At 51.5% G+C, this 25,811-nt stretch carries 25 protein-coding genes and 1 tRNA gene; 21 read left to right on the top strand and 5 right to left on the bottom strand.

The window, feature by feature from the left end; translation table 11 throughout:
- The first annotated feature begins 429 nt into the window (after positions 1 to 429).
- From atpA to J2I46_RS22925, 4 genes are all read left to right on the top strand, one after another.
- Positions 430 to 2,004, top strand: coding sequence for a F0F1 ATP synthase subunit alpha (gene atpA / locus J2I46_RS22910; RefSeq protein ID WP_207331389.1), 1,575 nt, complete (start codon positions 430 to 432; stop codon positions 2,002 to 2,004).
- A gap of 108 nt (positions 2,005 to 2,112) precedes the next feature.
- On the top strand, positions 2,113 to 2,997 hold the full coding sequence (atpG, locus tag J2I46_RS22915) for an ATP synthase F1 subunit gamma (RefSeq protein WP_207331390.1): 885 nt from the start codon (positions 2,113 to 2,115) through the stop codon (positions 2,995 to 2,997).
- Positions 2,998 to 3,473: 476 nt separating this feature from the next.
- Complete coding sequence (locus tag J2I46_RS22920; RefSeq protein WP_207331391.1) at positions 3,474 to 4,058, top strand: DUF4136 domain-containing protein; 585 nt, start codon at positions 3,474 to 3,476, stop codon at positions 4,056 to 4,058.
- A gap of 101 nt (positions 4,059 to 4,159) precedes the next feature.
- Positions 4,160 to 4,438 (top strand): hypothetical protein, encoded by a 279-nt coding sequence (locus J2I46_RS22925; protein WP_207331392.1) that lies wholly within the window; start codon positions 4,160 to 4,162, stop codon positions 4,436 to 4,438.
- Here J2I46_RS22925 and J2I46_RS22930 read toward each other — a convergent pair.
- A complete protein-coding gene (locus J2I46_RS22930; protein ID WP_207331393.1) occupies positions 4,432 to 5,784 on the bottom strand; it encodes a M23 family metallopeptidase in 1,353 nt (450 codons plus the stop codon). The two genes, J2I46_RS22925 and J2I46_RS22930, sit on opposite strands and share 7 nt — an antisense overlap.
- Positions 5,785 to 5,793: 9 nt before the next feature.
- Positions 5,794 to 6,390, bottom strand: coding sequence for a TMEM175 family protein (locus J2I46_RS22935; protein WP_229379896.1), 597 nt, complete (start codon positions 6,388 to 6,390; stop codon positions 5,794 to 5,796).
- 94 nt (positions 6,391 to 6,484) lie between these two features.
- Here J2I46_RS22935 and J2I46_RS33545 point away from each other — a divergent pair, with 94 nt between their 5' ends.
- Positions 6,485 to 6,889, top strand: a complete 405-nt coding sequence (locus tag J2I46_RS33545) for a YrdB family protein (RefSeq protein ID WP_207331395.1) — start codon at positions 6,485 to 6,487, stop codon at positions 6,887 to 6,889.
- 14 nt (positions 6,890 to 6,903) lie between these two features.
- On the opposite strand, the gene J2I46_RS22945 is transcribed toward J2I46_RS33545, so the two are convergent.
- On the bottom strand, positions 6,904 to 8,388 hold the full coding sequence (locus J2I46_RS22945) for an APC family permease (protein WP_207331396.1): 1,485 nt from the start codon (positions 8,386 to 8,388) through the stop codon (positions 6,904 to 6,906).
- Between the two features lie 184 nt (positions 8,389 to 8,572).
- On the opposite strand from J2I46_RS22945, the gene J2I46_RS22950 reads away from it, so the two are divergent.
- From J2I46_RS22950 to J2I46_RS23000, 11 genes are all read left to right on the top strand, one after another.
- Complete coding sequence (locus J2I46_RS22950; RefSeq protein WP_207331397.1) at positions 8,573 to 9,178, top strand: DUF6134 family protein; 606 nt, start codon at positions 8,573 to 8,575, stop codon at positions 9,176 to 9,178.
- Between the two features lie 107 nt (positions 9,179 to 9,285).
- Complete coding sequence (locus tag J2I46_RS22955) at positions 9,286 to 10,173, top strand: lytic transglycosylase domain-containing protein (RefSeq protein WP_207331398.1); 888 nt, start codon at positions 9,286 to 9,288, stop codon at positions 10,171 to 10,173.
- A gap of 20 nt (positions 10,174 to 10,193) precedes the next feature.
- Positions 10,194 to 10,541: a hypothetical protein gene (locus tag J2I46_RS22960; RefSeq protein ID WP_207331399.1), complete on the top strand. Its 348-nt coding sequence runs from the start codon at positions 10,194 to 10,196 to the stop codon at positions 10,539 to 10,541.
- 123 nt (positions 10,542 to 10,664) lie between these two features.
- Entirely contained in the window at positions 10,665 to 11,192 is a 528-nt protein-coding gene (locus J2I46_RS22965; protein ID WP_207331400.1) for a DinB family protein, read from the top strand.
- A gap of 100 nt (positions 11,193 to 11,292) precedes the next feature.
- Positions 11,293 to 12,420 carry a glycosyltransferase gene (locus tag J2I46_RS22970; protein ID WP_207331401.1) on the top strand — a complete coding sequence of 376 codons (1,128 nt, stop codon included), beginning with the start codon at positions 11,293 to 11,295 and terminating at the stop codon, positions 12,418 to 12,420.
- 106 nt (positions 12,421 to 12,526) lie between these two features.
- The gene (locus J2I46_RS22975; RefSeq protein ID WP_207331402.1) at positions 12,527 to 13,174 is read left to right on the top strand and encodes a polysaccharide deacetylase family protein; all 648 of its coding nucleotides are present in this window, start codon (positions 12,527 to 12,529) and stop codon (positions 13,172 to 13,174) included.
- Entirely contained in the window at positions 13,167 to 14,159 is a 993-nt protein-coding gene (locus J2I46_RS22980) for a glycosyltransferase (RefSeq protein ID WP_207331403.1), read from the top strand. Before J2I46_RS22975 ends, J2I46_RS22980 begins: the two co-directional genes overlap by 8 nt.
- Positions 14,160 to 14,307: 148 nt before the next feature.
- Positions 14,308 to 15,120, top strand: a complete 813-nt coding sequence (locus J2I46_RS22985; RefSeq protein WP_207331404.1) for a TatD family hydrolase — start codon at positions 14,308 to 14,310, stop codon at positions 15,118 to 15,120.
- A 91-nt stretch (positions 15,121 to 15,211) separates the two neighbouring features.
- Positions 15,212 to 16,279 (top strand): asparaginase, encoded by a 1,068-nt coding sequence (locus J2I46_RS22990; protein ID WP_207331405.1) that lies wholly within the window; start codon positions 15,212 to 15,214, stop codon positions 16,277 to 16,279.
- Positions 16,280 to 16,323: 44 nt separating this feature from the next.
- On the top strand, positions 16,324 to 17,448 hold the full coding sequence (locus J2I46_RS22995; RefSeq protein WP_207331406.1) for an amidohydrolase family protein: 1,125 nt from the start codon (positions 16,324 to 16,326) through the stop codon (positions 17,446 to 17,448).
- A 136-nt stretch (positions 17,449 to 17,584) separates the two neighbouring features.
- The gene (locus J2I46_RS23000) at positions 17,585 to 18,586 is read left to right on the top strand and encodes a nucleoside hydrolase (protein ID WP_207331407.1); all 1,002 of its coding nucleotides are present in this window, start codon (positions 17,585 to 17,587) and stop codon (positions 18,584 to 18,586) included.
- Positions 18,587 to 18,617: 31 nt separating this feature from the next.
- Here the strand turns inward: J2I46_RS23000 and rsgA are convergent, their stop codons facing one another.
- Positions 18,618 to 19,544: a ribosome small subunit-dependent GTPase A gene (gene rsgA, locus J2I46_RS23005; RefSeq protein WP_207331408.1), complete on the bottom strand. Its 927-nt coding sequence runs from the start codon at positions 19,542 to 19,544 to the stop codon at positions 18,618 to 18,620.
- A gap of 109 nt (positions 19,545 to 19,653) precedes the next feature.
- Between rsgA and J2I46_RS23010 the strand changes: the two genes are divergently transcribed.
- Positions 19,654 to 21,009, top strand: a complete 1,356-nt coding sequence (locus J2I46_RS23010; RefSeq protein ID WP_207331409.1) for a neutral/alkaline non-lysosomal ceramidase N-terminal domain-containing protein — start codon at positions 19,654 to 19,656, stop codon at positions 21,007 to 21,009.
- Positions 21,010 to 21,061: 52 nt separating this feature from the next.
- Here J2I46_RS23010 and J2I46_RS23015 read toward each other — a convergent pair whose 3' ends face one another.
- A complete protein-coding gene (locus J2I46_RS23015; protein WP_207331410.1) occupies positions 21,062 to 21,814 on the bottom strand; it encodes a Nif3-like dinuclear metal center hexameric protein in 753 nt (250 codons plus the stop codon).
- A 302-nt stretch (positions 21,815 to 22,116) separates the two neighbouring features.
- Between J2I46_RS23015 and J2I46_RS23020 the strand changes: the two genes are divergently transcribed.
- From J2I46_RS23020 to J2I46_RS23035, 4 genes are all read left to right on the top strand, one after another.
- Positions 22,117 to 23,502: an MATE family efflux transporter gene (locus J2I46_RS23020; RefSeq protein ID WP_207331411.1), complete on the top strand. Its 1,386-nt coding sequence runs from the start codon at positions 22,117 to 22,119 to the stop codon at positions 23,500 to 23,502.
- A gap of 221 nt (positions 23,503 to 23,723) precedes the next feature.
- A complete protein-coding gene (gene hflX, locus J2I46_RS23025) occupies positions 23,724 to 25,001 on the top strand; it encodes a GTPase HflX (protein ID WP_207331412.1) in 1,278 nt (425 codons plus the stop codon).
- Between the two features lie 56 nt (positions 25,002 to 25,057).
- Positions 25,058 to 25,129: transfer RNA gene (locus J2I46_RS23030), tRNA-Arg, on the top strand.
- A 145-nt stretch (positions 25,130 to 25,274) separates the two neighbouring features.
- A partial coding sequence (locus J2I46_RS23035) for an Arm DNA-binding domain-containing protein (protein ID WP_207331413.1) occupies positions 25,275 to 25,811 on the top strand: 537 nt, incomplete at its 3' end.

A 25,811-nucleotide genomic window follows, 5' to 3' on the forward strand; every position in this document is an offset into this window, starting at 1 on the left:
CGCCTACAGTTATCACTACACTGTCTACTTCTTCGAGCCCCCCGGAAATGAGAAGCCGTGTAGGTAGTCACATGTGCACGGTACATTACAACAGACGGCTGCTGCGCATACGTACTACTTCCTACCAGATATACCAATTCGAACGAGAGACTTATCAGCCAAACTGAAAATAGACCCTGTGCAACCATATTGACTCGGAAAGATGCAACGATCCGAAATATTGTACTGTTTTTATACCTCTCCACACTATTCAGCCGGTCGGGATACTGCTGGCAACGTACCCAAACGAATAAGCTACCGATTACGTGTAAAATCTTAGAATAATCTAAGGAATCGTCGCTTTGTTGAGCCTTAATCCGTGTTTTATCGAATTTTAACCGTACCTTTGCGCCCGAAAATTAATCTCTAACTAACGATTTCTCAGACTATATGGTGTCCGTAAGACCCGATGAGGTATCAGCTATCCTTCGTGCCCAGTTAGCTGGAGCGCAGACCGAGGCTGAACTCGAAGAAGTGGGTACGGTGCTACAAATCGGCGACGGTGTGGCGCGTATCTACGGTTTGTCTAAAGTACAGGCCGGTGAATTGCTCGCCTTCAACAATGGCTTGCAGGCACTCGCTCTTAACCTTGAAGAAGATAACGTCGGAGCTGTATTGCTCGGCGACTACTCGGAGGTAAAAGAAGGCGATACTGTTAAGCGCACCAGCCAAATTGCCTATGTAAACGTAGGCGAAGGCATCCTCGGCCGCGTTGTTAACACCCTTGGCCAACCCATCGACGGTAACGGACCCATTCAGGGCGAGACCTTTGAGATGCCTCTGGAGCGTAAAGCTCCCGGCGTTATCTACCGTCAGCCGGTAACTGAACCCCTCCAGACGGGTATCAAAGCAATCGACGCCATGATCCCCATCGGTCGTGGTCAGCGTGAATTGATCATCGGTGACCGTCAGACAGGTAAAACTGCCGTAGCCATCGATACGATCATTAACCAGCGCGAGTTCTTCGAAAAAGGGGAGCCTGTTTACTGTATCTATGTTGCCTGCGGTCAGAAAGCCTCGACGATCAAGCAGATCGAAGCTACGCTGCGCAAAGCGGGTGCCATGGAGTACACGGTGATCGTAGCCGCTGCGGCATCAGATCCATCGCCCATGCAGTTCTTTGCTCCGTTTACAGGTGCCGCCATTGGTGAGTACTTCCGCGATACGGGTCGCCCTGCCCTGGTTGTGTATGATGACCTGTCTAAGCAAGCCGTATCGTACCGTGAGGTATCGCTGCTGCTGCGTCGCCCACCAGGACGCGAAGCCTACCCAGGTGACGTATTCTACCTGCACAGCCGTCTGCTCGAGCGGGCCGCCAAGATCAACCAGAACGACGACATCGCCCGCGAAATGAACGACCTGCCACCAAGCCTGAAAGGTAAAGTGAAAGGTGGTGGCTCACTGACGGCCCTGCCGATCATTGAAACGCAGGCGGGTGACGTATCAGCCTACATTCCAACCAACGTGATCTCGATCACCGACGGTCAGATCTTCCTGGAGTCGAACCTGTTTAACGCCGGTATCCGTCCTGCTATCAACGTAGGTATCTCGGTATCTCGCGTGGGTGGTAACGCCCAGATCAAGTCGATGAAGAAAGTGGCAGGTACGTTGAAACTGGATCAGGCTCAGTTCCGCGAACTGGAGGCCTTCGCCAAGTTCGGTTCTGACCTTGACGCCTCAACGAAACTGACCATCGACCGTGGCCGTCGGAACCAGGAGATGCTGAAGCAGCCCCAATACTCACCCGTTCCGGTTGAGCAGCAGGTAGCCATCATCTACGCGTCGACCAACGGTTTGCTGGATAAAGTGCCGGTTGACAAAGTGAAAGAATTCGAGTCGGAATTCAACATGCTGCTTCAATCGCAGTATGCCGATGCATTAACCGACCTTCGGAAAGGTAACCTGAGCGATACGGCCACCACCGCCATCCGCAAAGTAGTTGCTGATTTGACAGCGAAATATTAAAATAAGTCAATAGTCGATAGTTGATAGTCGATAGTCGCGCTGCCGTAGTACGAGTCGATTTTCAGTAACGTGACTACCGATTATCGACTATCGACTTATTTTACTCCCATGGCCAGTTTAAAGGAAGTACGCAATCGGATTGTATCGGTAAACTCGACGCAGCAAATTACCAAAGCCATGAAAATGGTGGCGGCGGCCAAGTTGCGGCGCGCGCAGGATGCTATTACCCAGATGCGTCCATACGCCCAGAAATTGAGCGAAATGCTCGGTACTGTTTCAGCCGGTGCCGAAACCGCCGCCGATAGTCCCTACAAGCAGGTTCGGCCCGTACAGAACGTCCTGTTGATCCTTGTAACGTCTGACCGTGGCCTTTGTGGAGCGTTCAATACCAACGTGGTGAAGGCAGCCATGATCCGTATTAACGAGCAATATGCTGAGCAGGCTCGGCGGGGTACGGTACAGGTGATGGCCATCGGCAAAAAAGGAGCTGAAGCCATGCAACGTCGCGGTTTTAAAGTGAATACCAACCACGTCAATGCCTTTGGTTCACTGAGTTTCTCAACCGTTCGCGAAGCGGCTGAAGAAGCAATGGAGCAGTTCGTTAACGGCGAATTTGATGTAGTTGAGATCATCTACAACGAATTCAAAAACGTAGCGACCCAGATTATCCGCGCTGAGCAGATGTTGCCAATCGTGTCGACGCCCGCTCCGGCTGGCGTGACGACGAACGTTAACTATACGTTTGAGCCGAATGAAGACGAGATCATCACGGAACTGATTCCAAAAACGTTGAAGATTCAATTGTACAAAGCTGTACTGGAATCGAATGCATCTGAGCACGGTGCCCGGATGACCGCTATGGATAAAGCAACAGAAAACGCTGGTGAGTTGTTGAAAGACCTTAAACTGGTCTACAACCGGACTCGGCAGGCGGCTATTACCAAAGAAATCCTTGAAATCGTTGGTGGTGCAGAAGCACTTGCTGGCGAATAACAGGTACACAACACCAATATGCTTCGAATCCCATGGCGATAATGCCGTGGGATTTTTTTATGTTGTTCTGTTAATTTCCTGATTCCCAGGTACGTCCCGTGGTGAGGCTGGCAGTAGTCAATTAAAACATGAATAGCTTACAACCAATCCATCAACTATTGAATCAGATAGGAAAGGAGTCTTTAAAATAACCTTCCTTTTTCCAGATTATAGTTTGATTAGAAACGTGTGTAACTACTTAGTAAACAGCAAGCTGTTTACTACTATAAACAATTAATTTTCAGTACGTTATCTGTAATCCCTATCCCTCTGCTGGTTATTGAAATACGAACTATACACGGCTTTTTTTAGTTATACCAATGCCACACAATAGCAACATCCGGCGTACCGTTTATTGGTAGTCTACGATGAAGTTATTACCTGTGGGACCTTACCCTGCGTCGGGCAGACGACTGATTCTCTAACAACACATAACCATGCATATCAAAGGCTTAGTAGCGGGTTTATTCGTAGCGGGTTTGCTCGCTTCCTGTGCACCGTCGATTGCCGTTAAGTACGACTACGACCCTAAAGTGAATGTACGCCAGTTCAGCACCTACCGGATTGAGGCTGACCGGCAGCGTAACGCAGACCCTATTGTGGGTAGCAACCTGAATCAGCGCCGGATTGCCGAAGCCCTGGACCAATCGTTGCAGGGACTAGGTTATAAACCTACCGAAGACATCGGTGCAGACCTGGTTGTTCGCTTCTTTACTGATTCGAAAGACCGTCAGCAGGTTCAGTCGACTGGTATGGGTAGCCCCTACGGTTGGGGTGGCTGGGGTATGGGTGGCTACGGCTATGGTAACCAGGTCTATTCACGCCAGTATGAAGAAAATCGGGTCGTTATCAACATCTATGATAGCCGCACCAACAACATCGTTTGGCAGGGCTGGGCTACCGGCCAGCTGAATACGAAGAAGAACGAACGTAACCGGGATCTTGCTTTCCGCGAAACGGTCGCCAGTATCATGAAGAATTTCCCGCAGAGTGCCGGGCAGGATTATGGCGCCGCTAGATAAATAGCGTAACATATAGTAACCGATACCCCTTGTTCTCGTCATAAGAGCAAGGGGTATTTTTTTATATGCTTAGTGCTCGGATACTGCCGCCTGCAACGGTAATGACAACTTCATCGACTAAAATAATTTACGCGTTACTGATTGGATTCGGGCTGTTTATTCTGTGTGGCGCAGCTCTGCTCTGGGTCGATAACCGGCGCATTGAACGGCACACCGATGAATTGAACGACTTACGTCTTCATTTAAATGGCCGTGATCATGATGTAGCTCAGCTCCGTCGACAACTTCGCGACTGTTGCGCAGACAGTAATCTGTTAAGTAAGCCAAAAGTAAAGATTACAGAGCCCAAAGCAACGATCTCCGATGGGTGGGATCACTGAGCTTTGCCTGACGAGCGTATTAACCAGCCTGTTTGCCCGTTTTCGCCGCGAACAAGCAGGAAATTTGGTAATCGGGCCAGTACCCGTATCGTTGTTCCTGCGTTCAGCGTGGTGATCACTGCCGCCTGCGGGTGGGCCTCGTCGAGCAAAGGCGTAGGTACGTTTAGGGCCTCGTGTCTAATTGCCTTGCTGATCGGCTCATAACTTCCCTGTGCCAAATAGCCTGCCAGTCCGTTCGGCAAAGCTACCCGGAGCCACTTGGCCGTTCCACCCTGAATAGTTACGAACTGCTCTCTTGACAACTCCGTTAAGATTGGGGAATCACTGTTTGGAGCCAGTCGTAGGAACCCCTTTGTGGTTAGCACCCGCACAGAGTCGCCCAATAAACTAGTTGAAGGAAACTCCTGCCGGGCCTGTCCTGGTCCCAGACGTACATAAGGCAACGGATCTACAGCGCCTTCATCGAACGAATAGATACCGAAATGAAGATGTGGACCTGTCGTTCGGGCGTTACCGGTGTTGCCAACGAAACCGACCGTGTCGCCAATACTAACCCGTTGCCCGTCAGTAACATTGAATCGGTCGAGGTGAGCGTAGTAAAGGCGTTGTTGTCGGTCAGCGTCCGTCAGGAACACGACATTTCCCCCCAGTTCATTCACGCCCACACGCGAGATAATGCCGTTGGCAGCCGCCAGAGCGGGGGTTCCTTTGGGCGCAAATATGTCGATACCTTCATGACGGCGTCGACCACCGTCACGGGGTACGCCGAAGTGACTGCTAATTTGGCGACTCGTACGTCCTTTTACCGGGAAGCTCAGGACAGGATCGCGCGTGACCGTGATCGTATATCGGCCAGACCGGAGCAGTTCTGGCTGAATCCGGATCAGATGCAGTTGGGTACGTCGGGGTTCCCATACCAGTTCGGCAGTGGCATTACTATCGGCATTCGCTTTGGCAAAGGCAACCAGAGTAGTTGAGGCACCATCCAGCGCAAACACGTCGATAAAGACACGCCCTGCCTGCCGGCCCTGCACGTCCACACGGATAGTCAGCTTATCGCCCCGGCTTCCGCTGATACGGTAACCAACGGCAATTGGTTTAGTGGCCGAGAAATAGCCGCTTTCTCTGTAAGGCACGGTAATTTTAAGTGAGTCGCGGAGCGCTCTCTGAGCAACAGTTGTCCAGTCGATACCCAATGCGGTTTGGTCGAGCTGGGCTGTTTTTAGCGACCGTTCATACTGTTCATGGGGGGTATTCGCCCGGAAAATAGCACTGCCTGGGCCGCTACCGCTACAGGCAGCCACGCATACTGCTGCCAACGAAATTAGAATTGACGTAAGTTTCATAACGTATACTTAAACGACCCGTTCACGGTGATATTTCAGGCGCGACAGATAGATAACCAAAGCCAGCCCGATCACCAGACTGACATAGGGCACCAGAAATGAAATCAGCGCAGCAATGGTATAGGCTGAAATACTGATGAGTAATCCTGTTCTGACGAGGATAACCCGCACATCGGCGGCCGGCCGCTTCAGGAGCAGGTAGTCCTTGGTAGCATGTCGCCACATGAGTAACAACGTTCCGCAGATACCGGCAAACAACATCATATAAAAAAAGCTGGCAACGGCCATAGCCTCTGTGTTGATGTAATTGGCCATTAAGGAGGTGGTGAACGGAATTGAACTGACCAACAGCAAGTGCGCTCCATTATAAAACATAAATCGGGAATCGCTGCGGTGAATGACATTGTACATCCGGTGGTGATTTACCCAGATGATAAAGATCGTGGCGAAACTAAGCAGAAAGGCGATGTAGGCGGGCCATTGTTCTGCCAACGCGTGTAACAGTAACAAACTACTATACTCGCCGTCTGGATGTTCGGGGGCTTTCAGCTGAAAGGTTAATAGCGTAATATCAATTGCAAATACACCATCGCTGAATGTCTCCATTCTGAAGGTTTCATTTTCCTGAAAAGGGTTCATCCATCTGGTTGTCAAGTACCGCTGAGCATCAGTGGTAATTCACTAACCACCACTATCTGAAATGGTTGACTTTGTATGTCCTGAGTCGTATCGACAGAGGGCTGATTTTAATCTGATAACGTACCCAGCTATCCTGTATGCAGGCGCTCAGATCATCCAAAAGCCTGCTGCTTTTTCATTGGAACTCGTCATGATAGCACCATTGAGTGTTAAAAATAGCCAGAGCTTATCCATAAAATGGCTGGCAGGAATTGGCATGCCTCTCGTGGCAATTGTATTGTGGGGCATTTTTGCTGCGCCACGATCGGCTCACCGCCCGCCCCTACCCTACCAGATTCTCTTCAGTTGGGCTCTCTTTAGTATGGTTGGGTATATGCTCTATCAAACAGGCCACAAAACGACGGCATTCGTGTTTTGCGGCCTGGCATTTGGAAGTGGCCTGATCGCCTATTTCACAGAGCGTTGATCAGGCTATCGCGATTACTCCTGCGAACGTTTAGTCCAGAAATAAACCGGTACACCGATACCCGCAATGACCAGGCCCATGCCCGTGTTGAAACGTGTTTGTGGATCGATCAGCAGGATCAGACAGATGCCAATGCCCGCGATCATGTAGAGCGCCGGTACGAACGGGTAACCGAAGGCACGATAAGGCCGTTCAGCGGTAGGCTCTTTAGCCCGGAGGCGAAACAGGCCACCAATGGTTACGATGTAAAACACCAGCGATGCGAACGTGCAGTAATCGAGCAGATCGCCGTATTTACCAGACAGACAAAGCAACGACGCCCAGATACACTGCAACCATAGGGCAGCACCAGGCACCGAGTTTTTGTTCAGCTTACTGGCCGATTTCAGGAACAGGCCGTCTGTGGCCATGGCATAATAGAGCCGTGCGCCAGACAGGATCAGGCCGTTGTTACAACCAAACGTAGAGATCATAATCAGCACCGCCATAATTCCTACCGCCACATCGCCAAATACCATTGAGGCTGCCGCTGTACCAATTCGGTCGAACTCCGCAAACTGCATCCCCCTTCCAACAACAGTAGCCGCATCGGGAACCCCTTTGAGCGGAAGCACAGCCAGATAGGCGATGTTGGCCAATGCGTAGATAGTAGTGACCAGCAAGGTGCCAAAGAACAGGCTCAGTGGTATGTTCTTACGCGGATTCTTGATCTCTCCGGCAATGAAGGTTACGTTATTCCAGGCATCGGCCGAAAAAAGCGACCCGATCATGGACACCCCGAACGCCAGTAATAGAGCACTGCCTACCAGAGGTGTACGGGTTACGGCATTGGTAACCGGGTCGGCTACGGTTTTGGTGGCCAGCCACATATCCTGAAAATTAGCCGACAGCGATCCGCTAGACAATCCAAATCCTATGCCCAGAAGAATCAGCCCGAACAGCGCAATCAGTTTGGCCGAGGTGAACACGTTTTGAATCATTTTTCCGCTTTGCACACCCCGACTATTGAGCCAGGTGAGCAGTACGATGCTGCCAATAGCATAAAACTTTCCAAGTGAAAACGTGACAGGCCCAATGGCAAACCAGGTATTCTCGGGGTTCAGCGCCGGCACAAATACAGCCGAAAACTTGGTAAATGCCACGGCCACGGCAGCAATCGTTCCCGTTTGAATAACAGTAAACACCGTCCAGCCATAAACAAAACCCAATAATTTGTTGTAAGCGCGCTGGATGTAGACGTATTGCCCACCAGCGCGGGGCATCATGCCAGCCAGTTCGCCATAGCTGAGTGCAGCGGCAACGGTCAGGATGCCGGTCATGATCCAGAGCAGCATCAGCCAGCCGGGCGAACCGAGGTTGCGCGCCATAGAGGCCGACACAATGAAAATCCCCGACCCAATCATTGATCCCGACACAATCAATGTAGAGTCGAGCAGGCCAAGCGAGCGATTGAAATGATCAGATGAAGCAGTAGAGTCAGTAGTTGTTGATGGCGTCATGAAGTGCGTTGACAGGCGAAGTTGTATAGTTGAGCTTTCTCAATAGCAAGAACGCCTAAACAATACAGATAACAAAACGGGAAAAGTCATTGCGCAAACGTACCTACCTTCATGCTCGGCACCGCCCTCAATTGACCTTAGGTAAGACGCGAAACAAAAAAGCCGACTACCGCCTTACCTATTTATGCGTTATGTCTATTTTCTGCTCTCCCTGCTTGTGAGTTGCGGTTGGGCAACTGCTCAATCGACTCCCGAGACTCACCATTACGCCATCGACATTGCCGGTGCCCGCATCGGTACGATGACGGCCTCCCGGCAGCAGCTACCCAACAATGAAGTGGTGTATACTCAGATCAGCGATGTACAGGTCAATTTCCTGGTCTACAAACTGACGATCTACTACAAAGTGATCAGCCGGTTGAAAAACGGGCAGTTGATGCTGGCCACGGTAGAGGCACACACCAACAAGGGGAATTATAGTTCGCGCACTGAATGGGTTGGCACTCATTATGAGATAAACGCCAATCAGTATAAGTACGAGCGTAAAGCTACTGAAAACCGAAAGATTGATTTTACCATCTCGATGATGTACTTTAGCGAACCGTCTGGACGTCAGCGGGTATATGCCGAATATTTTGGTGATTATTTTACCCTGACGCCCAGCCCCCGCCCCGGATACCAGGCCATACTTGCCGACCGTGAAGATGAGTATATTTACGAAAAAGGGCGGCTGGTGCGGGTAATAAAAAAGAATGCACTGAAGAATTTTAACATTCGGCTGCTGGACTGAGCCGAACGAGGAGAGCGAACAGAGAGAATTGGAGCCAGCAGTGACCGTACTTGCCTATAGCAGGTACGTAGATTGGCAACCCATATAGCCTCTGGGCTTTCCCATATATGAAAAAACTGTTACTGGCCGCTGTTGCCACGTTTAGTCTGTCGCAAAGCACCTACCTGCAAGCCCAGCCTCGTGCAACAGTTACCGTACCCGCCACCAATGATCTTCGCTTTTGTGGTGAACAACTCCCAAGCTACCTGCCAACTGTAGCGCAACGCTGGCAAAAGACGGTGACCCGACGGGCTCATTTCACAGATGACTTACTGGCCATTCAGCAAAAAGCAGCCGTGCTATTCCCGATTATTGAACCCATTCTGGAAAAAAACGCCATTCCAAATGACCTGAAATACCTGGCCCTGGTCGAAAGCGAATTGAAAAATAAACGTCTCTCGCACAAAGGTGCCGCTGGTTTATGGCAGTTAATGCCACAAACGGCCCGAAAACTGGGGTTGACCGTTCGCCGACGCCATGATGACCGGTATGACGTTCGAAAATCTACGCAGGCAGCGTGCCGCTATCTATGGGAGTTGTATCGGCAGACAGGTTCATGGATGCTTGCCGCTTCTGCCTACAACGCGGGGCCAACCTACATTTCTCAACTGAAACGGCAGTTTTCGGTAGATCATCCGTTGATGCTTCCCTTCGCCAAAGCAGAAACCCAACTATATGTGTATCAGGCAATGGCGTATAAAGAGTTGCTGACACGGCCGGAAGACTACAGCGACCTGCTCAGTGATAAAGTCATTTTTGCCCTAAATAAACGAGTCAATATCGTTTCGCAGGCAGACCGACAGTCGATTCTGGCGATTATTGAAACACCGCATCCAGAAACGGACAGCGAGAACGTACCCGACGAAATGGTGGCTTCGTCGCTGGCCGATGCAGCGGTGGTTGTTGAGAGTGAGACAGGCAAAGAGACCGTTCGGCTGACCGATGTGCGCCCGTAGCGCTAACAGAAGCTAAAAAAGTGCCAGCTTCTGAATCAATCTCCCGGTTCTGGCCGTCTGTACAAACGCGCAGCCTGACCAATTCCGCCCTGACGGAGGGGCAACTCTTTGTGTTTGAAGTGACCAGCCCCCAAACGATTGACGATATCACGCTGGCCGTTGGAGACATGGTTTATGCGCATGTCGAGGTGATTGACCAATCGTCAAGACGGGTTTACCTACGGGCTGATCGCGTCATGTCATCGCATACGCGTGAAACAAGACCGCTCCGTCTGGTAGCCGTTGAACAAAGCCATAAACCCGGAGTAGCCATGCCCGTGCGCGATGCGCTTGCCTCCGGCTGGCAACTGGCCTGGGAAAAGCTCTAGACGCCAGCCATCACAAAAAAGGCCTGCAGTTATGCAGGCCTTTTTTGTGATGGCATCAACCTTTCCTTTATCGTGAATCCTGAAGAGCCAGTACATTTACATTCGAAAACAAGCTCAATTCCCATGATTACCCGCCCTACTGCTGCCGAGTACCTGCCATTCGCCAACACTTACGTACAACATGTACCGGAAGGCCAGGATCCGCTCGACCAGCTTCGGACACAAGCTGATACCCTGAAATTGCTGCTGGCAAACGTTTCAGACGAACAGGCGCTGTTCCGCTACGCTCCCGGCAAATGGAGTATTAAAGAATCGCTGGTACACATGATCGATACTGAACGGATTTTCGCCTACCGGGCTCTGCGTATTGGCCGTGGTGATCAAACGCCCTTACCCGGTTTCGAGCAGGATGACTACGTACCTGCATCCGGTGCTGACGCTCGTCTACTGGCCGATATCTGGCACGAGTACGATACCGTCAGAGCCGCTACGTTGAGTCTTTTCGAGTCGTTTACACCAGACGTCTACGCACGAGCCGGCATGGCCAGTGGTCATCCGTTAAGCATGCGGGCACTAGCCCATATTATTCCCGGACATGAAGCGCATCACATCTCCATTTTTCGTGATCGCTACTTACCTGGCTTAGTTTAACCATTCCATCTGGCGTTGGCTAGCCTTAAGTCTGGATCAGATCTGGAGTAACCTTGATTGGCAAGTGGGCCAAATACCGTAACGCGTTTATCTTGCCAATATGATCTGGGTATTATGGCTAGTGTCTGTAGCGTATGCTGTCTTGACAAGCAGGCTGCTCGTCGCGTGGCGCCGATTGCCGGTTCTGCATTCGGCTGATGACCCCATCACCGTTGCCCCGTCAATCACGGTCATTATTCCGGTGCGCAACGAATCAATCAATCTGCCATATCTGCTGAATGACCTGAGCGCTCAGACATATACCCAATTCTCCGTTATTATCGCCGACGACGCTTCTTCGGATAATACAGCTGAGTTGGCCTTGTCGTACGCGTCAACAGCCGCATTTCCCCTAACCGTACTGTCGCTGGTCGATGACCCAACAGTAGCATCGCCCAAAAAACGGGCTATTGCGCAGAGCATAAGCCAGGCTACCGGCGAGTTAATTGTCACGACTGATGGCGATTGCCGCGTTGGCCCTGACTGGCTGACGACCATTGCACACTATTACGGCAAAACCGGCGCTCAATTGATTAGCGGCCCCGTGACGTTTACACCTGATCAAAGTGTGTTCGGGTCGCTACAAACGGTTGAATTTGCTTCGCTCATCGGCGCAGGGGCCGCTACGCTGGCAATGGGAAAACCGACGATGTGCAATGGAGCAAATCTGTGCTATCAGAAAACTGCTTTTCTGGCCGTGAATGGCTTTGCAGGCGTTGACCACGTGGCCTCGGGCGATGATGAACTGCTGATGCACAAAATTGCCACCCGTTACCCGGAGGGGGTCCGGTTTTTGAAAAGCCAGGCAGCCATCGTTGAAACAGCCGCTCACTCATCGCTGGGTACGTTCTATCAGCAACGAAAACGATGGGCCGGAAAATGGCGGGCATACGACTCCTTATTCCCGACATTTCTGGCCGTATTTGTCTTTCTGAGTAATCTGGCCCCGCTTGTAGCCGTTGGATTATGGCTGGCAGGTCAGTTATCTGGCTGGCAAACGCTAACCCTTGTCATGCTGAAAGTAGGGCCCGAGTTCGTTTATTTGCGCGCTATACTTACCTTCTTGCGGAAACGGGCAGCCATTGCCTGGATTCCGCTCACGCAATTGATCTATCCGCTCTACGTTCTTTTCTTTGGCCTTGCTGCACAACAGCCCGGCATTACCTGGAAAGGGCGAAAGTTAACGTAGTACCGGCTGTTTCTGGGCTCATATCCACGGTGATTTATGCTGTTAATCAGCTGTTGGATAAGGGGGCAGAAAATGGCAGTCAGAAACCTGTAAACTGTTTATTCCCTTGTCGTTTTTCCTGCACAAATCAAACTTTCTGTTTAGAACCGTCTACCCTGATTTTCTGTGGCGGATGGGTGAAGAACGGGCAACCGAGCCAACCATCTACCTGACCTTTGATGATGGTCCTATACCCGGCGTAACAGAATTTGTGCTCGAGCAACTGGATCAGTTCGAAGCACAGGCTACTTTTTTCTGTATTGGCGACAATGTCAGTAAGCATCGGGACATGTTTTACAAGGTGATTGAAGCAGGCCATGAAATTGGTAATCATACGTTCAATCATCTGAATGGCTGGAAAACCCACGACGAGGTGTACTGGGCCAATATTCGCAAATGCCAGCGGCAACTGAATATTGCGACAAGCCTCTTCCGCCCTCCTTATGGTCGGATCAAAAAGAGTCAGGCGGCTGGCCTCGACAATGAATTTTCAGTAGTGATGTGGGATGTACTGACCGGCGATTTTGATCAGACGCTTGCCCCCGAAACAGTGCTTCAGAAGAGTATTCAGTACACAGAACCGGGGTCGATTGTGGTTTTTCATGACAGCCTGAAAGCCTGGAAAAACCTTCGCTATGCCCTTCCCCGGTATCTGGCCCATTTCACAGACTTAGGGTATCAGTTCAGGGCTGTCCCGCAACCGGCTTATGCCTGAACTGCCTTACGTGTCGGTGCTGGTTGCCGCCCGAAATGAAGAAACTACCATTGGTTCATGCCTGGCCGCATTAGCCGCAATCAGCTACCCGGCAGATCGGTACGAAGTTCTAATTGGCAACGATGGGTCAACGGACCAGACAACCCGTATCGTGCAAACGTTGATTGCCGACAAACCCAATTTCTCGCTGGTATCGATACGTGAAAGTGCTCAGACACTGAATGGTAAGGCCAACGTATTGAGCCAGTTGGCCCAGCTAGCCAAAGGCGAATTTCTGTTTATTACCGACGCCGACGTACACGTTCCCGCCACCTGGCTGACAGGGTTACTTGCCGCCTTTGAACACCATACGGGGGTCGCTACCGGAACTACGCTCATATCGGGTAATAGCCTCTGGGCCAGGGTGCAGGCCATCGATTGGCTACTCGCCTTCGGGCTGATTCAGTTGGGCTCGCAGTTGAATCTCCCCCTCACCGGATCGGGCAATAATATGGCCATCCGGCGGAAAGCGTATGATGCGGTAGGTGGTTTTCAGGGGCTCCCCTTCTCTGTGGTCGAAGATTATACGCTGTTTCAGGCAATTGTAGCCAAAGGCTACGGGTTTGCCCATCGGTTAGAGGTAGATGTGCTGGCCAGCACCCTTCCTGCTCCTTCGCTGTCGACGTACCTGCAACAGCGCAAACGATGGATGAAGGGCGCATTCTCGCTGCCCATTCCGCTGCTGGTCGGCGTTTTGTTTCAGTATCTGCTTGCCCCGATGCTGTTGATCGTCGCTCTTTTTTCACCCACAACCGCCCTTTCGATCTACCTGGGTAAGTGGCTGTTTCAGAACACAGTACTGTTCTGGACACTGCAACGTACCCGGCAACATCACCGCTGGTTCGACGCGCTGATCTTCGAACCCTGCCAGATCATGCTGGGTACCTTGTCAATGATCTATTACGTCCTTCCAATCCCAATTCGCTGGAAGGGACGTACCTACTGAAACAGCTTTTGCTGACAGCGAATGCAGGGGATAAGCAAGGCGAGCGACCAGGATGTCAATTGCTTTCAGAAGTCACCTCTGCGCAAAAGAAATCCTGTTCCTCCTGTAAATCCTGTCAAAAGCCCCCGTTTGGCCGTTTCTTTGTGCCATGTTGACCTTCATTGACACCCACGCGCACATTTACGACGAGAAATACGAAGCCGATAGTCTTGTCGACGGGCAGCCAGCAGGCACCCGCGACGACATGCTGGAACGGGCTTTTTCGGAGGGCATTTCAGAGATATGGATGCCCAATTGCGCTACCGAGACCATTGCCGGTATGATGGCGCTGGCCGAGCAATACCCTGACCGATGCCGCCCCATGATGGGCCTCCACCCTACCTATGTTAACGAGACGGTCGACGCCGAATTGGCAACCGTTGAGCAGTGGCTAGCTAAGCAGCCATTCATGGCGATAGGCGAAATTGGCCTTGATTTTTACTGGGACATGACCTTTGTACCTCAGCAGTTTATGGCTTTCGAACAGCAACTGCGCTGGGCGTCGGAACAAAACATCTTCGTATCGCTGCATACCCGATCAGGCCATGACCGGAATGCCATGATGGAAGCCGCCGACCTCATGGAAAAGTTGTCTCTGCCAAATCTGCGGGGTATTTTTCACTGCTTCGTTGGTACGCTCGATGAAGCACGGCGGGCCATTGACATGGGTTTTCTGCTGGGTATCGGCGGGGTGGCAACGTACAAAAACGGAGGCCTCGACAAGGTAATTCCGCACATTGGCCTCGACCATCTGGTGTTGGAAACCGACGCGCCCTACCTCGCCCCCGTTCCGTTTCGCGGTAAACGTAACGAACCCGCCTACCTCAGGTACGTTGCCGGTCGCCTCGCCGAGTTCACCGGCACTTCGGTCGAAGCAGTAGCCGCCATCACCACACGAAACGCTATATCAGTTAAGAGTTAAGTGTGTATAGTTAAGAGTTGCTTCGCCAACGTCACAAATCGAATAGTAGCAAAGCAACTCTTAACTATACACACTTAACTAATCTCCACCTATGCTGCATCTCAATATAACGCCGAATCCGGCGGGGTCTATTTTAGTCATTTACACGGGTGGTACGCTCGGCATGGTCTACGACCGGTCGGCCGATCCGGCGAAAACGGGTCAGTTGATGCCGTTTGATTTTAACCAGGTCATTGAAAAAGTGCCCGAAATTGGGCGGCTCGACTTCGATGTGTCGTTGATCAATCTCGAACCAATCATCGACTCGTCGGATGTAAAACCAGCGGTTTGGGCACGCATTGCCCAGACAATCGAAACCTATTATGAACAGTTCGACAGTTTCGTCATCCTGCATGGAACCGATACGATGGCCTACACCGCTTCGGCTCTGAGTTTCATGCTGACCAATTTGGGGAAACCAGTTATTCTGACAGGTGCCCAACTGCCCATCGGTGTAGCCCGTACGGATGCTCGTGAAAACCTGCTGACTGCCCTCGAAATCGCCGCTGACCGGCAGGATGGCCGTCCGGCGGTTCCTGAAGTGTGCATTTATTTCAACTCGCTCTTGCTTCGCGGCAACCGGGCCAAGAAGCGAGAGAGCGTTCATTTCAACGCGTTTCATTCTGAAAATTACCCGCATCTGGCCATGGCTGGTGTTCGTATCGAGTATAACCGGCCGTTCATCGCCCGCCAGGATATGGCCCTTCCATTCAGCATCAGCACGGCCGTTGACGACAACGTAACGATCCTGAAACTCTTTCCCGGCATCACCCCCGCCGTGGTCAACGCTGTGCTGGCCATACCTGGTCTGCGCGGCGTGGTGCTCGAAACCTTCGGAGCGGGCAACGTACCCACCGACGCCTGGTTGGCCGAAGCACTTCGTTCAGCCATTGCACGAGGCATCGTGATTGTCAACATCTCGCAATGCGAAGGCGGACGTGTGACGCAGGGGCAATACCAGACCAGCACACGCCTGCAACAGATTGGCGTGGTGAGCGGGGTCGATATGACTACCGAAGCCGCCATCACTAAACTCATGGTCCTGTTGGGGCAGGAAACAGACATTACCGAAATAGGCCGGCAGTTTGGGCAATCGCTACGTGGCGAGATAAGCAGCTAAACACCAGATGGTGTGTATATTTATAGGTCTCAATTTTCATCATCATGCGGTTCACCTACCTACTTGCACTCTGCCTGACATCAGTTGTCACCTCTCTCTTCGCCCAGCAAAAACCCCCTGAACTCCCCCTCGGTTTTGAAGAATATGACCCCGTTTCAACGCTGAAAGTGCCCGAGCATAAGTTGACACGCGCCAAGTTTCCGTTCATTGATGTGCACAACCACCAATGGAACCTGGACGATGCTGGTATGCGCACGCTGCTGACCCAGATGGACAGTTTGAACATGGGAATTATGGTGAACCTGAGTGGTCGTGGTTGGGGCAGCGTGGCTGAAAGCGACAAGTTTTTGGCCGAATCGATGGCGACCATTAAACGAGCGAACACGGCTCATTTTGTGCTGTTCACCAACATTCTGTTCGATGGAATTGGTAAGCCGGGCTGGACAGAAGAAGCCGTAAAACGCCTGGAGGCCGACGTAAAAGCCGGTGCTCACGGCCTGAAGATCTACAAGAGCCTGGGTATGGATACGAAAGATGACAAAGGACAGCGCGTGGCCGTTGACGATCCCCGTCTTGACCCGATCTGGGCCAAATGCGGCCAACTAGGCGTTCCGGTCATCATTCACACGGCCGACCCCAAATCGTTTTGGGACCCGATGGATCGCTACAACGAGCGATGGCTGGAATTAAAGCTACACCCTGGCCGGAAACGATCAGACAAAAACCCGATCTCGTGGGAACAACTCATCGCCGAGCAGCACAATGTTTTTCGTAAGAACCCCAAGACAACGTTTATTGCGGCACACATGGGATGGTACCCCAACAACCTCAATAAGCTCGATAGTCTGATGAGTACCTATCCAAACATGATCCTGGAAATAGGCGCTGTGATTGCTGAACTAGGCCGCCAACCCCGCGCGGCCAACCGGTTTTTCACCAAACATCAGGACCGCATTGTATTCGGGAAAGACAGTTGGGTACCCAGCGAATACGCCACTTATTTCCGCGTGCTGGAAACCGACGACGAGTATTTTCCTTACCACAAAAAATACCACGCCTTCTGGCGCATGTACGGCATGGCGCTTCCAGATGATGTATTGAAAAAGGTATACTACAAAAACGCCCTTCGCATCATACCAGGCCTAGATAAAAGCCTGTTCCCCAACTAGATACTGATATGTAGATTTAGCAGAGTATAAATAAATTGATTCGGATAGCGGCTGATGGCAGATAGATTTTTCGATAGGAAAACTTAATCTGTTATCAGCCGCTATCCGTGTACACACCGTCAAATCCGTCTAATTCATGCATTCATCTATCCGCTGTTTCCTGCTCTTTTTTCTGCTAGTAACGTACCCAGCCGTTTCTCAGAAGAGCAAACCCATGCCTGTCATTTTCGACACCGATATGGGACCGGACTATGATGATGTGGGTGCCATTACCATGCTGCACAGCTACGCCGATGCAGGTAAGGTCAAGCTATTGGCAACGATTGCGTCAAGTAAATACCCCCGGGTTGTTCCGGTTCTTAGCGTACTGAACACTTATTTCGGCCGCCCGAATCTGCCAATCGGCGTGCCCAAAGCCTGGGCCGTAACGGATGCCGACACGCAGCATTGGTCAGATACGCTCGTGGCCAGGTATCCGCATTCACTGAAAACGAATGAGGCTGCACCTGATGCGGTAGCACTCTACCGAAAACTCCTGGCCAGCCAACCTGATCACAGCGTTACGATCATTACCGTGGGCTTTCTGACCAATCTGGCCAATCTGCTCAACTCAGTTCCTGATCAGTTTTCGAAACTGACGGGCCCCTCACTAGTGTCGCAGAAAGTGAAGCAGGTAGTCAGTATGGCGGGTAAGTTCCCGGCTGGTCATGAATACAATGTGCACCGCGACACCACAGCTTCCAAGGCAGTGTTCACCAGTTGGCCCACACCCATGTTGCTCAGTGGCTTTGAAATTGGTCAGGCCATTAAAACAGGGCTTCCGCTGGTACAGAATACGACGATCAGTAAAAGTCCTGTCAAAGACGTTTTTCGAATAAGCTTACCCCTGGTTGCTGAAGACCGAAGTGGCCGGATGAGTTGGGACCAAACCGCCGTATTGGTCGCTGTGGAAGGCCCAGAACCCTATTACACCACCAAAACTGGCCGACTGATCCTTGGCTCAAACGGTAGCAATACGTGGGATAACGCTGGCAAAGGTCACGCTCATCTGGTTGTGAATCGCCCACCCGCCGAGGTAGAAGCAGTCATCAACCGATTAATGCAACATATAGCAAAAGGGCAAATGGTGAAAGAGTGAAAGGTCGCTCATGCCATTCACTCTTTCATTCTTATCGCCTATTGTCCTCCCCACTGACCATACTCAGATAGCTGTTGTAGCGGCTTTCAGCAATGTCGCCTTCAATCACCGCCTCTTTAATGGCGCAGCCTGGTTCATTAATATGCAGGCAGTTATGAAACCGACACTGGTTCAGCCGGTTCCGCATTTCCGGGAAATAATGGGCAATTTCTTCTTTTGACGTTTCCACCAGTCCGAGTTCTTTGATACCCGGCGTGTCGATGATGAACGTACCTGGCGTTAGCTCGAACATCTCGGCAAACGTTGTTGTGTGCACCCCTTTATTGGCAAACGTCGACACCTCATTCGTGCGCAGGTCGAGGCTCGGCGAAATGGCATTGACCAGCGACGATTTACCTACACCGGAGTGCCCCGATAGTAAGGTAATCTTGCCATCCAGCAATTTGCGGAATGCCTCAACGCCATCGCCCTCAATGGCCGACGTAGCCAGCGTATTATACCCGATACTCTCGTACAGATCCTGCAATTCGCGTTGAAACTCAAGGCCTTCTTCGTTAAGAATATCGGTTTTGTTAAACACCACCGTCGTTGGAATGCGGAAGGATTCGGCGGCCACCAGAAAACGGTCGATGAAGCCAAGTGATGTTCGGGGGAGCGTCAGCGTAGCCAGCAACACCGCCTGATCGAGGTTGGCTGCCAGAATATGTCCATGCGCCGTTTTATGTACCGATTGACGGATAATGTAGTTATCGCGCGGGGCAATGTCGAAGATCACCGCCGTATTCTCTACCTCATCTTCTACCTCAAATTGAACCCGGTCGCCAACGGCAATAGGGTTGGTGACCTTGAGATCCTTGATTTTAAATTTTCCTTTCAGCCGGGCGCGATAGATGTGTCCGTCCGTATTGCGAACGTCGTACCAGGAGCCGGTTGACCGTATAACTAAGCCGTGAGCCAAATGTCGAGTTGTGAAATGGTTTTATTCGTTTAACCCTCAAACATAAGCCAAATGTTTCCGGTAAGCGATATAGTAGCCAGACAGGCCAACACAACCGTACCTTTGTCTTATGAAATTCTTGCGCATTCTGCTTCGGATCATCCTTGGCCTGTTGGTAGCCATTCTACTCTTTCTGGCCATCAGCGTATCGCCAAACGACCACACGCCCTATCAGCAAACCGACTTTTATAGCCAGACAACCGCGCGTCTGGCTGCTCTCCCGGGTCTGCCTATCGCCAAAACAGCGATAAGGGCTGGCTGGGCAAAAGCCAATCTAACACCGGCATTTACAACGCCTACAGGCGGTTATGGGGTTCGAAAAGGGAAGCATTGGACTACCGTTGCCGACTCGGTCTGGGTACGTGCCATCGTATTCGACAATGGCAATGGCCCCGTTGCGATGGTGGCGTCTGACCTGCTCATTACGCCGCCAACCGTGAGTGATCAATTGCGGAAACGCCTGCCCGAGATTGGCCTGAGTTGGGAATCAGTCTATTTCGGGGCTATTCACAGCCACAACAGCCTCGGCGGATGGGCGCCGGGCCTGGTCGGCAACCTGTTTTCGGGTAGCTATGATCAGCGCGTAGTTGATCACATTACCAATACCATTCTGGCCGCATTGAAACAGGCGAAAGCTGATTTACAGCCGGTTGAGATCGGATACAAGCAGGTAAACGCCCCGGAGTTTGTCTACAATCGCCTTGACGAGAAAAACCCAGTCGATCCGTTTTTCCGGCTGTTACGTCTGAAGCGCGCTGATGGCAAAACGGCCACGATGGTAACGTACCCAGCCCACGCCACCATGATCGACATTTTTAGCTACCAGTACCTGTCACGCGACTGGCCGGGCCGGGTAGTGGATGGTCTGGAGCGCGAAACAGGTGGTTTTGCCGTATTTCTGGCCGGAGCTGTAGGCAGCATGGGTCCCAAAGGTCCACCAACGGGAAAAGATTTTCCGCTCGTCAACCAATACGCTGCGAATATGATGGCTCGGTTAAAACCAGAATTAGCTCAGTTCCAAACGCGACCGGATAGCACGCTTGGATTACTCACTTTACCCCTCTCACTGCGCGATCCGGCACCCCGCGTACTGGGCGATTGGCGCATTCGGCCGTGGCTTTTCCACGCGGTGTACGGCGACTACCCCTCCGACCTAAAAGCACTCCGCATCGGTCCTGCACTCTTGATCGGCGCTCCCTGCGATTTTTCTGGTGAGTTGCTTCCTCCACTGATGCAAGCTGCCAAACAGCAAAGGCTTGATCTGATGGTAACGAGCTTCAACGGTGGGTACGTTGGCTACATCACGCCCGATGCCTACTACGAAAAAGACGCCTACGAAACCCGTGTCATGAACTGGTTCGGCCCACAAAATGGCGCGTACTTTTCCGAAATGATAACGGGGTTAGTGCGTAAGGCAGGGCGATAAAGTAAAGCAATCCTCCAGCTATTAATAATCAAAAACAACATTACACCTTCAATTACCCCAACACTACGGCTAACCCAGCAAATTGCTCAAGCAAAACGGAACGTAGGGCTCGTAAACCCCACTCCTCACTACGGCGGTGACCGATGGCGATGACGGCCATACCCGTTTCGTCGACAGCCGCCTGTGCGCCTTTCCGGTATTCGCCGGTCAGATAAAGACTAACGCCGCGTTCGTGCGCTTCATGCAGTAAACCCGCGTTCATTGCCCCCACCACCGCTATCCGGCCCTGTGGTTGTAGCTGCCCTTGCTCTGCCCGGTCATAGCCACCAAATTCTTTTTCGATCAGGTCAAGCCATTCCTGAAAACTACGTTCAGGTACGTTCCCGTCGAATTGGCCAATCATACCGATGGGACGTTTCGGCAGCAACGTACCTGACTTATCTGTTCCCTGTTTATAGCCAATCTCCTCCAGCCTGCTTATACCCAGCGCTTTCGCCAGCCAGATATTATACCCAACAGTCAGGTACTCATCGAAAGGCAAATGGTGTGTAACTACGCCCACATCGGTCGGAATACTGGCGAGATTGAGCTGCCACGGACGGTGCAGCCAAAGTGCATCAAGGCGTTCGGAACGTACCCAGTTGGCAGTATTTGCTGACGGTTCCAGCGCCAGCCCGATGTGGTGGATAAGCCGATTAGACGGGCGGTATACGCCGCCACGCTCGTCGGTTGGGAATAGAGTTGTTTGAAAGAACTCATGCAGAAAAAACGCTATGTCACTGAGCAATAAGGGTGGCTTATCCATTTGTGCATAACCGCCTAATTCACCTATAGTTTATAGCGGTTTTGTGCCTATAAGTTGGTTTGTTCGTGTGGTTTATACCGTAAACTCAACGCATGTTGGTGTTTTTCAGATAATTCTAGTAGGTTTGTATCGTTAACTGCGCCGCGCTCTGCGGTCGTCAATGCCGATGATTCTCGCTCAGTAATGCCCAATTGGGCTGCTTCCCGTCAGTAAGAACCGCCCATCTGCGCGGGCTGACCTCTCTTATTTTCTAGCCGAGCATCGATAGCCGTACAGGCTACGGTACATTCATTCTATTCATAATGACCAAGTTTTTCAGGTTGTTCCTGGCTGCGTTGCGCGGTTCAGAGACCAATTTTACGTCTGGCAGTATCAACCGGGCCATATTCCTGCTCTCCGTGCCAATGATTCTGGAAATGGTGATGGAATCCCTGTTCGCAATTGTCGACGTGTTTTTCGTGGCCCGAATTGGCACCGAAGCAGTGGCTACTGTCGGCCTTACCGAGTCGGTTCTAACGCTGGTATACTCCATTGCCATTGGGCTGAGTACGGCGGCAACAGCGCTGGTGTCGAGGCGAATCGGCGAAGAAAATTCCGATGGCGCCAACAAGGCTGTTGGGCAGGTATTGTTCGTTTCGCTGGTTTTTGCCGTGTTGCTTGGCGTTCCGGGAGTCATCTTCGCCAACGAGATGCTTCACCTGATGGGCGGCGATCAGCACCTTATCGAGAGTGGCGTTGGCTATACCCGCGTCATCTTCGCGTCGGCTCCGGCGATTATTCTGTTGCACACGCTGAGCGGCTCACTTCGGGGCGCGGGCGATGCGTCTATTGCGATGCGGTCGCTCTGGCTGGCCAACGGGATCAACATCGTCCTGTGTCCGGTCTTTATTTTCGGGCTTGGCCCCTTCCCCGAACTGGGCGTGATGGGTTCGGCCGTTGCCACAACCACGGGCCGATCAGTAGGCGTTCTGTATCAGTTGTACGCGCTCACGATCCGCAATGGCCGAATTTCGATCAATACACAGGCACTACGCCCCGACTTCCGGGTTATAGGTACGTTGCTAAGTTTGGCCGCTGGCAGTACCGGACAGTTTCTGATCGGGTCGGCCAGTTGGGTGTTTCTCACCCGAATCGTGTCTACGTTTGGCAGCGATGTGGTGGCGGGCTATACCATCGCCATTCGGATCTTCATCTTCTCGATTTTGCCTTCGTGGGGCATGGCCAACGCAGCAGCTACGCTGGTTGGACAAAACCTCGGTGCGAGTCAACCCGACCGGGCCGAGACCTCAGCGTGGCGGGCAGCGTTCTGTAACCTGGTCTTTTTGGTGCCGGTGGGCGGTCTGCTGTACCTTGGTGCCGAAACCCTGGTTGGTTTTTTCAGCCGGGATGCCAATGTGTTGGTTGTTGGCGTGGAGAGTTTGCGGGTATTCTGTGCCGGGTACGTCTTCATGGCCTATGGCATGGTGCTGACGCAGGCCCTCAACGGAGCTGGCGACACCCGGACGCCCATGATCATCAACATTATCTGCTTTTGGCTGATCGAGATTCCGCTAGCTTATTTGCTCGCCAATGTGTTGCACTGGGGTCCGTCGGGCGTGTTCTGGTCAGTGGCCATCTCCGAATCGTTGCTGGCGGTTGTATCGGTTTGGGCGTTCCGTCAGGGCCGTTGGCGGTTAATGAACGTCTGAGAAGTGGCGGATTTTGGTCGTTTTTGCCCCGAAACTTTTGCCCAAAACGACCCGTTATCTTATATGAATGGTCATTCAGCTTTATTGCCCGTTCCCCTATTGATTGGGCTTCCTATCAATGACGGCAAGTGAACAGGCAACCGCTGATGATCATGTACCGACAACGCAGCCTATGATACGTATTGACCCGCTGCCCCTGTCCTTTCCCCAAAACCGAACGTATGATCGATAATCATAAAAACCCTGAAACCGCCGTGCTGGTGGCTGTTGCAACCCAAAAGCAGACAGCCTTACAGACGAAAGAATACCTGAACGAACTGGCTTTTCTGGCCGAAACGTCGGGTATTATCACCAAGAAAACGTTTACCCAAAAGCTGGAGCGGCCCGATACCCGGACGTTTGTAGGTAAGGGCAAACTGGAAGAGATTAAGACGTTTATTCAGGCAGAACCGGTCGACACTGTCATTTTCGACGATGACCTGTCGCCCGCTCAGGTACGTAACCTGGAAGCCGAATTCAAAGACGTGAAAGTGCTCGACCGCAGCCTGCTGATCCTGAACATCTTCTCAATGCGGGCGCAGACGGCGCAGTCGCGTGTGCAGGTTGAACTAGCTCAGTATCAGTACCTGTTCCCCCGCCTTACCCGTATGTGGACCCACCTTAGCAGCCAGAAAGGGGGTGCGGGTATGCGTGGCCCGGGTGAGAAAGAGCTGGAAACTGACCGACGGATTGTGAAAGACCGGATCGTTTTCCTGAAAGAAAAGCTGGACAAGATTGACAAGCAAAGCATGACCCGACGCAAAGAGCGGGATCGGCTGGTACGTGTGGCGCTCGTTGGATATACCAACGTAGGCAAATCAACGCTGATGCGTACTTTGGCCAAAGCGGATGTGTTTGCGGAAAACAAACTTTTCGCCACGGTTGATTCAACGGTTCGCAAGGTCGTTCTGGGCAACATTCCATTCCTGCTGACCGATACCGTTGGGTTCATTCGCAAACTGCCAACGTCGCTGATCGAATCGTTCAAATCAACGCTCGATGAGGTTCGGGAAGCAGATATTTTGCTGCACGTGGTCGACGTATCGCATCCATCGTTTGAAGAACAAATTGACGTGGTGACAGCGACAATGGCTGAACTCGGTGTAGCCGATAAGCCGGTTGTGCTGGTCTTCAACAAAATGGATGCCTTTGTGCCGAAAGAAGAGTGGGCACCCGAATACGGAGAAGAATCTGAAGGAGTAATTCCAATGGACACTCGCCGAAAAACGGCTCTGGCTTACCTAAAACAAACGTACCTGGCTCGTAAGGCCGAGCATGTGGTTTTCATTTCTGCACAGACCAAAGAGAATATCGAAGAGCTTCGTGAGTTGCTGTACGACATGGTGAAACAGCGTCATTTCCAGATCTATCCAAACTGGCTCGACGTACCGCTCATCGAATCAGCCACCCTCGGCGGCGACTATACACCCGCAGAAATACCAACTGAATTGGGTAATTGATCTTTTTTGCCGATTTTCGCACCCGCGTCGGGCTAACTACCCGACGTTTTTTTACTGGCACTGTAGTTCAACGGATAGAATAGGCGTTTCCTAAACGCTAGATCCGGGTTCGATTCCCGGCGGAGCTACTAAACACTACTATCATCGTAGTAAATAAAACCCCTGAATACATTGATATTCAGGGGTTTTATTTGTTTTGCGATTGGTGTGCTACGGTATGAATACAGATATACTACGCATAATCCCCCGAACAAATCCCCGAACGTATAAATTGTGAATCCGATTAAGTTTAAGCTGGCCGAAAGTAGAAAGTCAAAAAGTGGGGAGTATCCGATCTATCTACGTTTCTATCATTCAGATACTGAATTGGTCTATCCCACCGGCGAAAAGTGTGTATTAGCTGATTGGGATATTGAAAAAGAAAAGTTTCGTCGCTCTATGGCTGGCTATCAGCAGGCAAACGAATTTCTCCAATTGCTCCGTGAACGGCTGACCAATACATATCGCGAATTACGAAATAGTGGTCAGCCAATAACCAACGAAGCCTTACGAGCAGGTCTGAATGCGTCGAAATCGTCAACAACTGTTTTTGATTTGGCAACACTCTACGAACAGTACCGGCAGCAGTGTAAAGCAGATGGCTATAAACCGAATAGCCTGAAAAGTATGGGTACAACCGCGTCACGACTAATGCGCTGGCAGCGAAAATACGGGAAGGTTAACGTGTCACACTATACTAACGTTGAGCACAAAGCACTTATTAAATTTTTGTACAGTGAGGGGTTGCACCCGAATTCGATTGGTTCGCTT

The sequence above is a fragment of the Fibrella forsythiae genome (assembly GCF_017353175.1).
GTDB lineage: Bacteria > Bacteroidota > Bacteroidia > Cytophagales > Spirosomataceae > Fibrella > Fibrella forsythiae.

What these genes read in the sequence shown, in the direction of transcription:
- J2I46_RS22950 (WP_207331397.1), top strand. Translation starts at nt 8,573, where the DNA reads ATGCGTTATGTCTATTTTCTGCTCTCCCTGCTTGTGAGTTGCGGTTGG.
- J2I46_RS23015 (WP_207331410.1), bottom strand. Translation starts at nt 21,814, where the DNA reads ATGGATAAGCCACCCTTATTGCTCAGTGACATAGCGTTTTTTCTGCAT.
- J2I46_RS22920 (WP_207331391.1), top strand. Translation starts at nt 3,474, where the DNA reads ATGCATATCAAAGGCTTAGTAGCGGGTTTATTCGTAGCGGGTTTGCTC.
- J2I46_RS22925 (WP_207331392.1), top strand. Translation starts at nt 4,160, where the DNA reads ATGACAACTTCATCGACTAAAATAATTTACGCGTTACTGATTGGATTC.
- J2I46_RS22980 (WP_207331403.1), top strand. Translation starts at nt 13,167, where the DNA reads ATGCCTGAACTGCCTTACGTGTCGGTGCTGGTTGCCGCCCGAAATGAA.
- J2I46_RS33545 (WP_207331395.1), top strand. Translation starts at nt 6,485, where the DNA reads ATGGTTGACTTTGTATGTCCTGAGTCGTATCGACAGAGGGCTGATTTT.
- J2I46_RS22990 (WP_207331405.1), top strand. Translation starts at nt 15,212, where the DNA reads ATGCTGCATCTCAATATAACGCCGAATCCGGCGGGGTCTATTTTAGTC.
- J2I46_RS22935 (WP_229379896.1), bottom strand. Translation starts at nt 6,390, where the DNA reads ATGGAGACATTCAGCGATGGTGTATTTGCAATTGATATTACGCTATTA.
- J2I46_RS22955 (WP_207331398.1), top strand. Translation starts at nt 9,286, where the DNA reads ATGAAAAAACTGTTACTGGCCGCTGTTGCCACGTTTAGTCTGTCGCAA.
- J2I46_RS22930 (WP_207331393.1), bottom strand. Translation starts at nt 5,784, where the DNA reads ATGAAACTTACGTCAATTCTAATTTCGTTGGCAGCAGTATGCGTGGCT.
- hflX (WP_207331412.1), top strand. Translation starts at nt 23,724, where the DNA reads ATGATCGATAATCATAAAAACCCTGAAACCGCCGTGCTGGTGGCTGTT.
- J2I46_RS22965 (WP_207331400.1), top strand. Translation starts at nt 10,665, where the DNA reads ATGATTACCCGCCCTACTGCTGCCGAGTACCTGCCATTCGCCAACACT.
- J2I46_RS22945 (WP_207331396.1), bottom strand. Translation starts at nt 8,388, where the DNA reads ATGACGCCATCAACAACTACTGACTCTACTGCTTCATCTGATCATTTC.
- J2I46_RS23010 (WP_207331409.1), top strand. Translation starts at nt 19,654, where the DNA reads ATGAAATTCTTGCGCATTCTGCTTCGGATCATCCTTGGCCTGTTGGTA.
- J2I46_RS23000 (WP_207331407.1), top strand. Translation starts at nt 17,585, where the DNA reads ATGCATTCATCTATCCGCTGTTTCCTGCTCTTTTTTCTGCTAGTAACG.
- J2I46_RS22970 (WP_207331401.1), top strand. Translation starts at nt 11,293, where the DNA reads ATGATCTGGGTATTATGGCTAGTGTCTGTAGCGTATGCTGTCTTGACA.
- atpA (WP_207331389.1), top strand. Translation starts at nt 430, where the DNA reads ATGGTGTCCGTAAGACCCGATGAGGTATCAGCTATCCTTCGTGCCCAG.
- J2I46_RS22995 (WP_207331406.1), top strand. Translation starts at nt 16,324, where the DNA reads ATGCGGTTCACCTACCTACTTGCACTCTGCCTGACATCAGTTGTCACC.
- J2I46_RS23020 (WP_207331411.1), top strand. Translation starts at nt 22,117, where the DNA reads ATGACCAAGTTTTTCAGGTTGTTCCTGGCTGCGTTGCGCGGTTCAGAG.
- atpG (WP_207331390.1), top strand. Translation starts at nt 2,113, where the DNA reads ATGGCCAGTTTAAAGGAAGTACGCAATCGGATTGTATCGGTAAACTCG.
- J2I46_RS22985 (WP_207331404.1), top strand. Translation starts at nt 14,308, where the DNA reads ATGTTGACCTTCATTGACACCCACGCGCACATTTACGACGAGAAATAC.